9 protein-coding genes are annotated in these 13,389 nt (G+C 59.5%); 8 read left to right on the top strand and 1 reads right to left on the bottom strand.

What is annotated here, in order from left to right; translation table 11 throughout:
* Positions 1-17: 17 nt before the first annotated feature.
* From CLV87_RS14810 to CLV87_RS14840, 7 genes are all read left to right on the top strand, one after another.
* Positions 18-1,853 carry an efflux RND transporter periplasmic adaptor subunit gene (locus tag CLV87_RS14810; RefSeq protein WP_235871943.1) on the top strand — a complete coding sequence of 612 codons (1,836 nt, stop codon included), beginning with the start codon at positions 18-20 and terminating at the stop codon, positions 1,851-1,853.
* Positions 1,850-5,551 (top strand): efflux RND transporter permease subunit, encoded by a 3,702-nt coding sequence (locus tag CLV87_RS14815; protein WP_099246586.1) that lies wholly within the window; start codon positions 1,850-1,852, stop codon positions 5,549-5,551. The genes CLV87_RS14810 and CLV87_RS14815 overlap by 4 nt, the downstream gene beginning before the upstream one ends.
* A 143-nt stretch (positions 5,552-5,694) precedes the next feature.
* A complete protein-coding gene (gene pepN / locus CLV87_RS14820; RefSeq protein WP_099247808.1) occupies positions 5,695-8,250 on the top strand; it encodes an aminopeptidase N in 2,556 nt (851 codons plus the stop codon).
* A 72-nt stretch (positions 8,251-8,322) separates the two neighbouring features.
* Entirely contained in the window at positions 8,323-8,853 is a 531-nt protein-coding gene (locus CLV87_RS14825) for a hypothetical protein (protein WP_099246588.1), read from the top strand.
* Positions 8,850-9,593, top strand: a complete 744-nt coding sequence (locus CLV87_RS14830; RefSeq protein ID WP_099246590.1) for an SDR family oxidoreductase — start codon at positions 8,850-8,852, stop codon at positions 9,591-9,593. The genes CLV87_RS14825 and CLV87_RS14830 overlap by 4 nt, the downstream gene beginning before the upstream one ends.
* Positions 9,594-9,604: 11 nt before the next feature.
* Complete coding sequence (locus CLV87_RS14835) at positions 9,605-10,051, top strand: hypothetical protein (RefSeq protein ID WP_099246592.1); 447 nt, start codon at positions 9,605-9,607, stop codon at positions 10,049-10,051.
* 69 nt (positions 10,052-10,120) lie between these two features.
* Positions 10,121-10,978: a lysophospholipid acyltransferase family protein gene (locus tag CLV87_RS14840; RefSeq protein WP_099246594.1), complete on the top strand. Its 858-nt coding sequence runs from the start codon at positions 10,121-10,123 to the stop codon at positions 10,976-10,978.
* Positions 10,979-11,065: 87 nt separating this feature from the next.
* Here the strand turns inward: CLV87_RS14840 and CLV87_RS14845 are convergent, their stop codons facing one another.
* Positions 11,066-11,887, bottom strand: a complete 822-nt coding sequence (locus tag CLV87_RS14845) for a transglycosylase SLT domain-containing protein (RefSeq protein WP_099246596.1) — start codon at positions 11,885-11,887, stop codon at positions 11,066-11,068.
* A 199-nt stretch (positions 11,888-12,086) separates the two neighbouring features.
* Here CLV87_RS14845 and CLV87_RS14850 point away from each other — a divergent pair, with 199 nt between their 5' ends.
* On the top strand, positions 12,087-13,340 hold the full coding sequence (locus CLV87_RS14850) for a hypothetical protein (RefSeq protein ID WP_133840795.1): 1,254 nt from the start codon (positions 12,087-12,089) through the stop codon (positions 13,338-13,340).
* Positions 13,341-13,389: the final 49 nt, after the last annotated feature.

Below are 13,389 nucleotides of genomic sequence, written 5' to 3' on the forward strand. Positions count from 1 at the left end.
AAGACAGTGGAAATCGGATGCGTATTTTTTCTCTTATAACCGCATTAGTGGTTGCTGCAGTGCTCTATGGGTTGGTGCTGGAACGTGACCGGTTGCTCGGCTTTGCGGGCGTGACAGGCGACGCGGAACCGGAAACTCCGGTTCTTGAGGATGTGGCCCAGGCTGAAACCGCAAAACCAGAGATTCCCGAAGGCACGGTTCGGGTTATCGCTTTACGCTCCACTGTTCAGGAAATTGACAGCGCTGTCTTTTTGCGCGGTGAAACCGCCGCCTTGCGTCAGGTTGAGGTGCGAGCCGAAACAAGTGGCAAGATTATCTCGGAACCTTTGCGCAAAGGTGCGCAGGTGGCCGCGGACCAGTTGCTTTGCGCCGTGGACCCGGGCACCAGCGACATCTCGCTGCGCGAAACCATGGCCCGTTTGCTGGAAGCCAAAGCTCGCCTGCCCGAAGCCGCCGCGCGGCTGAGCGAAGCCAAAGCCCAGATCCCCGCCTCCAAGGCCCGCATTCTTGAGGCTGAGGCGGCAGTCCCTGCTGCCGAAGCACGCCTTTTAGAAGCACGCGCAGGCATCCCCGCAGCCGCCGCACGCTTGGCCGAGGCCCAGGCCCGCGTTCCAGAAGCCGAAGCAGGATTGGAGGAAGCCACCTCTCGCATCCCCGAAGCGGAGGCACGCCTTGCCGAAGCCGAGGCCGCTGTTCCAGCCGCCAAAGCCGCGCTTGCCGAGGCTGAGACCCGTTTGCCGGAAGCCGAAGCGCGCCTTGTCGAAGCCAAGGCCCGTGTGGCCGAGGCTGAAATCAATCTGAATGCCGCACAAAAACTGCAAAAGGGTGGCTTTGCCGCCAAAACCCGCCTTGCCGGTGCCGAAGCGGCCTATGAGGCTGCCAAAGCAGGCGTGCAAAGCGCTCTGGCCGGACTAAAAGCTGCCTCCAGCGGTATCGAAGGGGCCAAGAGCCGCCTTCAGGGGGCGCTGGCGGGTGTGCAATCTGCCAAAAGCCAGGTCGAAGCAGCCCGTGTCGGTGTGCAATCGGCGCAAACCCAGATCCAGAACGCCAAAGCCGGCGTCCAAAACGCCCAAAGCCAGGTCGAAGGTGCCAAAGCTGCCGTGGAAACCGCACTGAGCGCGGTTGAGGGGGCCAAGGCCGCCGTGATCCTGGCAAAGTCGCAACTCGAAAGCTCTGAGGCTGGCGTCAAGGCCGCCATGACCGGCGAAGAAAGCGCACGCAGCGCCATTCAGTCTGCCGAAGCTGCCATTGCCGGTGCTGAAATGAATATCGATCGCTTGGGCATTCACGCGCCGTTCGCAGGGCTTTTGGAAACCGACACGGCGGAATTGGGCGCATTGCTGCAGCCCGGTGCCGCCTGCGCCACCATTATTCAACTTGATCCGGTCAAGATCGTCGGCTTTGTCCCCGAGGCACAGGTTGCGCGCGTTAAACTGGGCGCAAACGCCGCCGCGCGTTTGGTCGATGATCGCGAGGTCTTTGGTCAGGTCACCTTTGTTGCCCGCAGCGCTGACCCGCTGACCCGCACTTTCCGCGTGGAACTGACCCTGCCCAACCCCGATCTCAGCATCCGTGACGGCCAAACCGCCGATCTCGCCATCGAGGCCGAGGGGGCAAAGGCGCACCTGATCCCGCAATCGGCGCTGACCCTGGACAATGACGGCTCGCTTGGCATTCGCCAAGTGACCGAGGCAGGCACAGCGGAGTTCCTGCCGGTGCGCATGTTGCGCGATACGGTTCAGGGCGTCTGGGTCGCCGGGCTGCCTGATACGGTCGACATCATCACCGTGGGGCAGGAATATGTCACCGACGGCGTTCCCGTCGCCCCCAGCTTTGAGGAGGTGATCCAATGACCGGGATCATCGATTGGGCCTCCGAACGCGCCCGTATGGTCATCGCATTTATCGTTCTGTCTCTTGTGGTTGGCGGATACGCCTATGTTTCCCTGCCCAAAGAAGGCGAGCCGGATATTGAAATTCCGGCTCTCTTTGTATCGGTCCCCTTCCCCGGCATTTCCGCGGCTGACGCGGAAAGCCTGTTGGTCAAGCCAATGGAAACCGAATTGGCGGATCTGGACGGTCTGAAAAGCATGACCGCCACCGCCGCCGAAGGTTATGCCGGTCTGGCGCTGGAATTCGAATTCGGCTGGGACAAAACCAAGATCATGGCCGATGTGCGCGACGGCATGTCCAATGCCGAAGCGGATTTCCCCGATGGCGCGGAACAATATTCGATCAACGAAATCAACTTTTCCGAATTTCCGATCCTGATCGTCAACCTCACCGGGCCCATACCTGAGCGTACGTTGAACGAAATCGCCAAGGATTTGCAGGATCGGGTCGAGGCGTTGGACAGCGTGCTCGAGGCCGGGATTGCGGGCAATCGTGACGAGATGCTCGAGGTCATCATCGACCCGCTCAAACTGGAAAGCTACAATGTCACCGCGGGTGAATTGATCAGCGTTGTGCAAAACAACAACCAACTGATTGCAGCCGGTGAAGTGCGCACCGATCAGGGCAGCTTTGCCGTAAAGATCCCGTCCAGCTTTGATGAGGCGCAGGATGTCTTTGACCTGCCGGTGAAAACCAACGGCAACCGCTCGGTCACGCTTTGGGATCTTGCGCAGATCAACCCCACCTTTGAGGATCGAGAAGGCACGGCACGCTTTAACGGTGAAACCACCGTCGCCCTACAAGTGGTCAAGCGCAAAGGGTTCAACATCATCGACACTTCGAACGAGGTGCGCACCGTCATCGAGGAGGCCCGCCAGGCCTGGCCCGATGAGTTGAACGCGGTGCTTGAGGTCGGTGCCTCTAACGACCAATCGCGTCAGGTGGATTCGATGGTCAGCCAGCTCGAAGGCTCGGTTCTGACGGCAATTGCGCTGGTGATGATGGTGGTTCTGGCCTCGCTTGGCCTGCGCCCTGCCCTTTTGGTTGGCTTTGCAATTCCGACATCCTTCCTGCTGTGTTTCCTGACACTTGCGCTGATGGGCGTGACCATCTCGAACATCGTCATGTTTGGCCTGATCCTTGCGGTGGGTATGCTGGTCGATGGCGCTATTGTTGTGGTCGAATATGCAGATAAGCGCATTGCCGAAGGCACCGGCCCCATGCATGCCTATGTCGAGGCCGCCAAACGCATGTTCTGGCCGGTTGTCAGCTCGACCGCGACCACACTATGCGCCTTCCTGCCGATGCTGTTCTGGCCCGGTGTGCCCGGTCAGTTCATGGGCATGTTGCCGGTCACGCTGATCTTTGTTCTGTCGGCCTCGCTGATCGTTGCGCTTGTTTATCTGCCGGTTATGGGCGGTGTGTCTGGCCGATTCTCGCGTCAGGTCCACGTGATGGGCGACGCTTTGCGCGCCCGCCTGCCTTGGGTTGCACGGGCGGCCTTGGTTCTGGTTGGGCTGTTCGGCGTCTTTGTTGGGGCGATGATGGTTCTGAACCCATCCTACCTGTTTGAGACCGAAGCCACCGGTTTCGGGGCCCGTCTGCCCGGTGTTGTGCTGTTCCTGATTTCCTCGGTGGCCGCGTCGATCTTTATGGACAGCGCAGAATATCGCCGCAAACGAACCCATATCGACAGTGCCTATCGCCGCTCACCCTTTGGTCATTTCATCAAGTTCATCGCGGGTAACCCGATCATGCCTTTGGCCTCGGTTGGCGCGGTGATCTTTGTGGTGATGAGCGTCTTTGCCTATTTCGGCGAAAACAACAATGGCGTGGAGTTCTTTGTTGAAAGCGAACCGGAACAGGCGATTGTCTATGTTCGTGCCCGTGGCAACCTGTCCCTGGCGGAAAAGGACGCGCTGGTCGAACGCGCCGAAAAGATCGTGCTGGGCCATCCCGGTATTTTGAATGCCTTTGCCTTTGCCGGTGATGGCGGGCTCAACAACAACACCGGTGGGGCACAGCCGCCCAAGGACACCATTGGTCAGGTGCAATTGGAAACCATTCCTTGGGAAGATCGCGCCGCCTATGCGCGCGAAACCGGACATGATCTGGCCAAGCTGGATGGCGATGTCATCATCGACGATCTGACGGCCAAGCTGGAGAAAATCCCAGGCATCAAGATCGAGATCCTGGCACAAGCCCGTGGCCCGGCCTCGGGCAAGCCGGTGCATTTACGCCTGAAAGGGGATGACTGGCAGGACCTGCTGACAGCAACCACCTTGGCGCGCAAACAATATGACGCGACCCCCGGCCTGACCCTGATCGAAGACACCCGCCCCCTGCCCGGCATTGACTGGCAGATCGAGGTGGATGTGGAGAAAGCCGGTCGCTACGGCGCGGATGTGGCCACGGTTGGCGGCATGGTTCAGCTGGTGACTCGCGGCATCATGCTGGACACCTACACGCCCGAAGGCTCGGATGAAGAGATCGAAATCCGCGTGCGCCTGCCCGAAGAAGACCGGGTGCTGAGCACGCTGGATTCGCTTAAGGTGCGCACGCCCAATGGCCTGATCCCGCTCTCCAATTTCATCACCCGCAAACCGGTTGAAAAACTGGCCGAGATCAACCGGATCGACCAGAAACGGTATTTCGATGTGAAGGCGGATGTGGAAGCTGGCCTCGTTCAGATGTTGATCGATGATGAGAATTTTGCAGTTCTGCGCACGGCACCAGATGGGGAAACCGTCGACGCGACCGCAGCAGATGGGACCAAATATCAGATCGTTTCATCTAACGCCTCTAATGTCGCTGATCGGATCGAAAATGGCGAAGGAACATTTGTTCCAATCAACGCAAACGAGCGCATCGAATTCATCTCGAAATGGTTGGAGACCAAGCCTTTCCCTACCGGCATCGAGTTTGAATGGACTGGTGACCAGGAGGATCAGGCAGAAAGCCAGGCCTTTCTAAGCTCAGCCTTTGGGGCGGCTTTGGGGCTGATGTTCATTATTCTACTGGCGCAGTTCAACTCTTTCTACAATGCGACGCTGGTTCTGCTGGCGGTGGTTCTGTCGACCACAGGTGTGTTGATCGGCATGTTGGTGATGGATCAGTATTTCAGCGTCATCATGACCGGCACCGGGATCGTGGCCTTGGCCGGGATTGTGGTGAACAACAATATTGTTCTGATTGACACCTATCAGGAATATGCCCGGATCATGCCGCGGATCGAGGCGATCATTCGCACCGCCGAAGACCGCATTCGCCCGGTTCTTCTGACCACGATCACCACAATGGCGGGCCTCGCCCCGATGATGTTCGGCCTGTCGCTGGACTTCTTTGCCGGTGGTTATTCGGTGAATTCGCCGACGGCGCTGTGGTGGATCAACCTCGCCACCGCCGTGGTCTTTGGTTTGGGCGTTTCGACCGTTCTGACGCTGGTCTTTACCCCTTCCATGCTGGCCATTCGTGTCTGGTTCTGGACCTATGTCACCTGGTTTGCCCGCCTGCTCGCGCGGCTGGGTTCGGGGCGTGGCAGCCGGGCGGCGCGGGACTGGGCCCTGGCCCGTCAGGCCAAGCGCGCCAAACTGCCCGAGATCTATTGGGATGAAGAGCCGAGTGAGGTTCAGCCCTTGGATCTGCGCGCGGCGGAGTAACCTGATCTTGAGCGACGGGTGCGAGGGGCCAGCCCCTCGCGCTCCCCGGGATATTTTAGGCCCAAAGAAGGCCTGTTTCGGTTGCGGGTGTCTTGGGCGCGGCGTAGGTTTCCTGTCAAAGAGTTTTGACACGCGAGGATGCCGTGAAAGACGCAAGCGCACAAACCACCCCCGAAACGATTTATCTAAAAGATTACAAAGCCTTTGGCTGGCAAATCGAAGATGTGCATCTGACCTTTAAGCTCAGCCCCGATGCCACGCGGGTCGTGTCGAAAATCCACTTTGCCCCCAACCCTGATGCGCCTGAGCAAGAGTTCTTTTTGCATGGCGAAGAGCTTAACCTGATCAGGGCGCGCATTGATGGCGAGGCGGTCACGCCGGAGACCGATGCGCGCGGCTTGCGCTGCAAGGTGCCGAGCGGGCCGTTCCTGTGGGAATGCGAGGTTGAGATCGCGCCCGAGAGCAACACGGCGCTCGAGGGGCTTTATATGTCGGGCGGCATGTATTGCACGCAATGCGAGGCCGAAGGGTTTCGCAAGATCACCTATTACCCAGACCGCCCCGATGTGATGGCGGTGTTTACGGTGCGGGTTGAGGGCGAGATGCCGGTGTTGCTTTCGAATGGCAATCTCAAGGGCAAGGGTGATGGTTGGGCCGAATGGCATGACCCCTGGCCGAAGCCGGCCTATCTCTTTGCGCTGGTCGGCGGCGAGTTGGTCAATCACCCGGGCGCGTTCAAGACCATGTCTGGCAAGGATATTGAGCTGAACATCTGGGTGCGCCCCGGCGATGAGGGCAAATGTGCCTTTGGCATGGAGGCGCTGATTGCCTCGATGAAATGGGATGAGGAGGTCTATGGGCGCGAATATGACCTGGATACCTTCAACATTGTTGCGGTGGATGATTTCAACATGGGGGCGATGGAGAATAAGGGGCTGAATATCTTCAACTCCTCTTGTGTGTTGGCCAGCCCCGAAACCTCGACCGATGGGAATTTCGAACGTATCGAAGCGATCATCGCCCATGAGTATTTCCACAATTGGACGGGTAATCGCATCACCTGCCGTGATTGGTTTCAGCTCTGTCTGAAAGAAGGGTTGACGGTGTTCCGTGACGGGCAATTCACCAGCGATCTGCGCAGCGCGCCGGTCAAGCGGATTGACGATGTCATCACCCTGCGCGCCCGGCAATTCCCCGAGGATCAGGGGCCTTTGGCCCATCCCGTTCGCCCGGAAAGCTTTCAGGAAATCAACAACTTCTACACTGCCACGGTCTATGAAAAAGGCGCCGAGGTTATCGGCATGCTCAAGACGCTGGTCGGGGATGAGGCCTATTCAAAAGCGCTCGATCTCTATTTTGAGCGTCATGATGGCGATGCGGCCACGATTGAGGATTGGATCAAGGTTTTTGAGGACTCCACAGGTCGTGATCTGACCCAGTTCAAACGTTGGTATTCGCAGGCTGGCACGCCCTTTGTAGAGGTGTCGGAGGCTTGGGAGGATGGCACATTTACCCTGACGCTGAAACAGCACACACCACCCTCGCCCGGTCAGGAGAGCAAAGCGCCCTATGTGATCCCCATTGCGGTCGGCTTGCTGGGGCCAAATGGGGATGAGGTGCTGGAGACACAAATCCTTGAGCTGACCGAGGCTGAACAAAGCTTCTCATTCGAGGGGTTGGCGGCGCGGCCTGTGGCCTCGGTCAATCGCGGCTTTTCAGCGCCTGTCGTTCTAAGCCATGATGTGGACCGCGCATTCCTTTTGGCCCATGACACCGACCCGTTCAACCGCTGGGATGCCAGCCAGGGCCTGGCCAAGGAATGTCTGCTGGCGATGATCACGACTGGGGCTGAGCCGGATGCGATTTGGCTTGATGGGCTGGAACATGTGCTGCGTGATCAAACGCTTGACCCTGCTTACAGATCCTTGATGCTGGACCTGCCCAGCGCCTCGGAACTGGCACAAGTGTTGGCCGATCAGGGCGTGACCCCGGATCCCGAAGCAATTTGGGCCGCAGGGGATCGACTGGTCAAAGCCCGCGCGGAACGTTGGAAGGATTTGCTGCCAGAGCTGGCCAAAGAGGCCGAAGTTACCGCCCCCTACAAACCCGATGCCGAGCAATCGGGCAAACGTGCGCTTGGGGCCAGCGCCGCCACGCTGATCAGCCGCTTGGATGGGGGCAAGGCCGCACAGGCGCGTTTTGACAGCGCGGATAACATGACTTTGCAGCTCTCGGCCCTTGGCAACCTGATCCGGGTTGGACAGGGCGACGCCGCGCTGGCCAAGTTCTATGAACAGTGGAAAGATGATCGGCTGGTAATGGATAAATGGTTTGGTCTGCAAATTGGGGCCTCGGAACCCGAAGCAGCGCTGGATCGTGCAGAGGCCCTGACCCAGCATCCCGATTTCGACTGGACCAATCCCAATCGTTTCCGCGCGGTCTTTGGCGCGCTGGCCATGCATCACGCAGCCTTTCATCACAAATCGGGGCGCGGCTATGCCTTGTTGACCGATTGGCTGATCAAATTGGATGACAAGAACCCGCAAACCACCGCCCGGATGTGCAGCGCTTTCCAGACCTGGAAACGCTATGACGCGGGTCGTCAGGCACTGATCCAGGTGCAGCTGGAACGGATCATGGCCAAGGATAACCTCAGCCGCGACACCAGCGAAATGGTCAGCCGTATCTTGGCCAGCTAAGGTCAGGACCTACTTGCTCCTGCTTCGCCGCTGCGACACAGTGGCGGCGAAGGTTTTATGGAGTGAGAGTTTATGCCTTTTATTATCGCTGCTTTGGGCGCATTGGCCGCCATTTATTTCTTTGTCATTCGGGCGCGCGGGGCTGCGGATATGGCCAGCGAAGTACTGGACGCCGCCAATGATGTGCGCCTGGCCGCGCGGCGCTTTGGCTTTACCCGCCGCACCAATATCCACCCGGTCGAAGCCATCGAAGACCCTGACATCGCTTTGGCCAGCCTGGGCGTCGCCTTTGTGGAGCTGGACAAACTGCCAACGCAGGAACAGCGCGAGGCGTTGAACCGGGCCATGGCGCGTGTCACTGAAAAGGGCTTGAATGATGCCGAGGAATTGGCTGTTCTGGGCCGGTGGATGGTGACGGAATGCGGCACGCCAGACCAAGCGGTAACGCGGTTGGCGCGCAAACTCTATAAAATGCGGGGGGCCGACGGGTTCGGCCCGGCCATGGAGGTGATCAAGATGGTATCAGAGGCAGGCTCGGGCCAGCTGAGCGTGAAGCAAAAAGAAGCGCTTGAGGATATCTCGCGTGCCTTTCGCATCTCATGAGTGATCTCTTGATCGTAACAGGGGCCAGCGCCGGGATCGGCGCGGCCACGGCTCGCATGGCGGGCTTTAACGGCTGGAGCCGCGTTGTCGTCCATTACGGCAGCGACAAAACCGGGGCCGAAGAGACCGCCGCCATGGTCGAAAGCATGGGCGCGCAGGCCTATCTGTTTCAGGCTGATGTCTCCAAACCCAAAGCCATCGAAAAGATGTTCGCCAAGATTGCCGAGCTGAAGCCGGGCCGGATTGGGTTGGTGAACAATGCCGGTGTTGTTTCCCCAACCGGCACCTTTGCCGACCGCACACCTGAGCTGGTCAAGAAAGTGTTCGAGATCAACGTTTTCGGTGCGTTTGAGGTCGCGCGGCAATGCTTGCTGCTTATGCGTGATTGGGAAAAAGGCGGCGCGATGGTCAATATATCCTCCGCCGCGGCGCGCTTGGGATCGGCCAATATGTATGTCGATTACGCCGCCACCAAAGGCGCGATTGAAACCATGACCCTTGGTCTGGCCGAAGAACTGGCCGCCGAAGGCATTCGCGTCAACGCCATCCGCCCCGGCCTGATTGAAACCGCCATCCATGCCAAAGGTGGCGCGCCGGATCGGCTGGACAAGATCGGCACCACGCCCCCGATGGGCCGCCCCGGTACAGCCGAGGAATGCGCCGAGGCAATCCTGTGGCTGCTTTCCGAGCGCGCCAGCTATGTCACCCGCACCATTCTGGATGTCACGGGCGGACGCTAGGGTCAGGGTTCATGGAAGACGAAGCACGCCTCAATTTTGCACCGCTGACCCATGTCTATGACGGGCGATCCCGAAAGGCTGGCGGAACCATCGCGGCCATCTGGCTTGGCCTGCTGTTGCTCTGGTGGGCGATTGATCTGGCAGAATGGATCATCGCGCTCTTGCTGGCTGCCACCTTGCCCGCCGCTTTGGAATTTGCGCGGGGCAAGGTGGCGCGTTTTAGATTGGATGATAAGATAATGGAATGGCACTCGGGCCGGGTGAGCGGCACCGTGGCTTTGGCAAAGATCACTCAGATACGGCTGGAAACACGCTGGGATCTGTCTGTGCGGGTGCGTATTCTGGCAGATGGGCAGCGGATCACCCTGCCCCAGGACTGTGTGCCCCCGCACCGAGCGCTGGAATCCGCGCTTGAACAGCGCGGGGTTGCGGTTTCTCGCCACCATTTCGGGATTTGAGACTGCCGTCTCCCGCTTGGCGGTTGTTCTGTCATATGCCTGTCACCGAATCCTACGACATCTATGCGGATGAAGGACCGTATCGACCCATTGATTCAGGAACGCGCGCCCTGGCTGTTCAACAACCGGCCAGAGACTGCGCCCGCCCGCCATCTGCTTAACGCCATGCTGGGCTATGAGCGCACGATAGCCATTGCCGAAACCCTGCAGGATATGAGCTCGGACCAGCTGATGCTGGCTATGGGGGATCTGCTGGCACGTGACGTGGAAACCAGCGGCCTGCACCACCTGCCGGTCTATGGGCCTGCGCTGGTTGTGGCCAATCACCCGACGGGGATTGCGGACGGGATCATCCTGCATCACATCCTGCGCCGTATCCGCCCGGATGCCTATTACTTTGCCAATCACGACATCCTGCGCGTGCTTCCGCAGATGTCAGACATGATTGCCCCGGTGGAATGGCGCAAGGAAAAGCGCAGCCATGGCAAGACCCGCGAAACCATGGGATTTACTCGTAAGGCGGTCGAGGATGGGCGGCTGGGCGTGATCTTTCCTTCAGGACGTCTGGCGAAACGGCGCAAGCTAAGCCTGCATGAGCGGCCCTGGATGGCCTCGGCGGCGATGATCGCGCGCAAGTTTGATCTGCCGGTGATCCCGGTGAACATTCGCGCGCGCAATTCGGCCTTGTTCTATCTCTTTGACCTGATCCACCCGACCCTGCGGGATATCACCCTGTTTCACGAGACCCTGAACAAATCGCGCCAGCCCTTCCGCGTCACGGTCGGAGAACCGATTTCAGCCGCGGCCTTGCCCGCCAAGTCCGAAGACGGCATCGCCATGTTGCGCAAGGCGACGCTTGCTTTGGGGGGAAACAAGGCTCCGGCGGTGTCCCTTGTCGATGCCACTAAGCGCCCGAGCTGGCTGTAGGGTTTCGGGGCTCTGCCCCGTCCTGAGCAAGCTCAGGACTCCCCGGGATATTTTTGGCCCAGAGAAACCAGGGCGATGGCCGTAGCCTTAGCCTTCGCTCACCGGTTCATCGACGAGATTGATGGCCTCAAGCGCGGGTTCTGCGCTTGGCGCGGGCTCCATCACAAAGGGGCGCGCCATAGGGCGGATCGGGTCCGGGCCGATCCCATCAGGGCGGGCCACCGGGCGCAGGGAGCTGGCCATGCCGATGCAATAGTCCTGTTTGCGGGTCCAGGCCTTCATGTCATTGCGCTTGCGCTGAGAATGAAACGGGCCCCAATCAGCCGCGACACCGCGCCAGTTTTCACTGATCACCCGATCACGTTTCACCGTAACCGCCATGATACGCAGCGCGCAGGACAGGTTATCCTCGGGATCTTTAAGTGCCTGACCGCTGCGGGCTTTACATTTGTAACGCCGCGCTGTGTCGGGCAGGATCTGCACCAGCCCATACCACAAACCGCCGCCGCCCACCGCATGGGGGCGATGGGTGCTTTCATGCCAGGCCAGCGAGGAGATCAGGCCAACCCAGAACGCCTCACGCTGTTCGCGGCTGGCGCTGGGATAGGCCGGGCAATAGGCAGCAATGTCACGCGGAACGATTTCCGGCAGCACAGAGGCATGGGATTGCAGGCCAGTCAGGATGGCCCGTGTCCAATTGGCTTTGCCCCCTTTTGCCCCCCAACGGGCATTGGGCAGAGGACGGATCGCCCGCCGCGCCACAGGTCGTAGCGAAACGGAAACGGCTTGCTCGGTCGGTTCAAGCGCAATAGCGGCCTTGTCCACCTGGGCAGCTTCCAGAGGGACAGGACCGGGATTGGCATTGGCTTGCGCCGCGAGAAGCGTGAAAAGAATGGCAGCACGCAACATGGGCCCAATAGGTGCACCAGCCAGGAGATTCGCGCAAGGCTTGTGGTCGTTTCGCCCTTGGCAACACTGCGTTCTAAAGCCGTGATCAACGCCCGCGAAACCGCGAAACAAAGCCTGCGCATGACCTCTTTGCCGCCCCGATTTGGCCGCAAAGGCCCAGCAGTATGACCGTCATAACAAGGAGCGACATGCTGCCACCATGCGTATTCTAACTCAAAAATTTGCCGCCCTGCGCGACAGCCAGAGCCTGCTGCCGATATCATCCACGGACCCGGGCGACTCCGAGTCTGCCTATCTGCAGGATGAGATTCCGCCGCTGCGGCCCCGTGTTGAAATCCCGATTTGCGATCCCGGTACTGAGGCCCATGCGTTGGCCAAAAGCTTTGGCCGTGGTCAGTTCCTGGCGCGCCAGGATGCCTGGGAGGATGTCTCGCGCGAGATCCGCGATGCCGAAGAGCAGCGCAGTCTGACACCGGGGCTGGCCTCTATAGCCCAGGTTATCGCCAAAGGTTGTCGATCTGACGCGATTTATGCTGTTGGGCAAGCCATTGAAAAATCAAACATTCAAGGGGCCGGCGCGATCCTGACAGCCTTTGCAATCAATCTTGAGGAAGAGCCGGACGACCCAGCTTTGTCTTATGTATTGGCTATGTCGCATGTGGATGTGGCGCTGATTTGGCGCGGGGCCAGCCGGGTTCAGGATTTGGCACCGCAACGCCGTCAGGCTCATGATTATCACATGCACGCAGCGGCTGCTTTGGCGGACCGGTTTGACCCCTTTGAACAGGATTCACCGCTTTGGGCGCAGGTGCGCTGCGCGGTGATCGACAGCGATCCTTGCGCAGCCCAACGTGTAGCAGATGACTTCGAAGATCTGATTGATCTTGACCCGCAAAACCCGTTTCACTTGGTTGCACTTGGCCAACACCTGTTGCCACGACGTCTGGGCACGCTTGAAATGCTGGACCGGCAGGCGCGGCGTAAAGTGGCGCAATTGTCTGATGTCTGGGGGGCTGGTGCCTATACTTGGGTGTTCATGGGGGCCTTGCAACAAGATCCGGCCGCCTTTCGCCGCCTGGATCCGGAATTGTTTGTCGAGGGCATGCATGAGATCCTGGACCGCCACCCGTCACAACATATGGCCAATGTCATGGCTGCCTTTACCGGCCTGACCATTGCTGCGCCAAGCGAGAATAACAGCGCCCGCGCGCGGGTTATGGATTGTTTTCGCTGGATTTTGCAGGACCACCTGCGCGAGTTGCACCCTCAGGTCTGGGCCTTGGCCCCGGTGCCCGGAAAGCCGGATATGCATTTGGGCGATGATGTTGATCTGATCAACCTCGGCCGCACCCGCGCCATCGGCTCTATCGCCCAGCATTTTGCTCCGGCTTTGGAATCCGGGCGTCGCCTGGTCTTTACCCCGGACGGGTTGCAGTTGCGCAAATCCATTTGAGCCGCGGCTTGCCCTTGCCCCCAATCCTGCCTTGGCGTATTCCCTGCTT

This window comes from Pelagimonas phthalicica (assembly GCF_004364805.1).
GTDB classification, from domain to species: Bacteria; Pseudomonadota; Alphaproteobacteria; order Rhodobacterales; family Rhodobacteraceae; genus Pelagimonas; species Pelagimonas phthalicica.

Coding starts and splice junctions, on each gene's coding strand:
- CLV87_RS14810 (WP_235871943.1), top strand. CDS start 18: ATGCGTATTTTTTCTCTTATAACCGCATTAGTGGTTGCTGCAGTGCTC.
- CLV87_RS14815 (WP_099246586.1), top strand. CDS start 1,850: ATGACCGGGATCATCGATTGGGCCTCCGAACGCGCCCGTATGGTCATC.
- CLV87_RS14825 (WP_099246588.1), top strand. CDS start 8,323: ATGCCTTTTATTATCGCTGCTTTGGGCGCATTGGCCGCCATTTATTTC.
- CLV87_RS14830 (WP_099246590.1), top strand. CDS start 8,850: ATGAGTGATCTCTTGATCGTAACAGGGGCCAGCGCCGGGATCGGCGCG.
- CLV87_RS14835 (WP_099246592.1), top strand. CDS start 9,605: ATGGAAGACGAAGCACGCCTCAATTTTGCACCGCTGACCCATGTCTAT.
- CLV87_RS14840 (WP_099246594.1), top strand. CDS start 10,121: ATGAAGGACCGTATCGACCCATTGATTCAGGAACGCGCGCCCTGGCTG.
- CLV87_RS14845 (WP_099246596.1), bottom strand. CDS start 11,887: ATGTTGCGTGCTGCCATTCTTTTCACGCTTCTCGCGGCGCAAGCCAAT.
- CLV87_RS14850 (WP_133840795.1), top strand. CDS start 12,087: ATGCGTATTCTAACTCAAAAATTTGCCGCCCTGCGCGACAGCCAGAGC.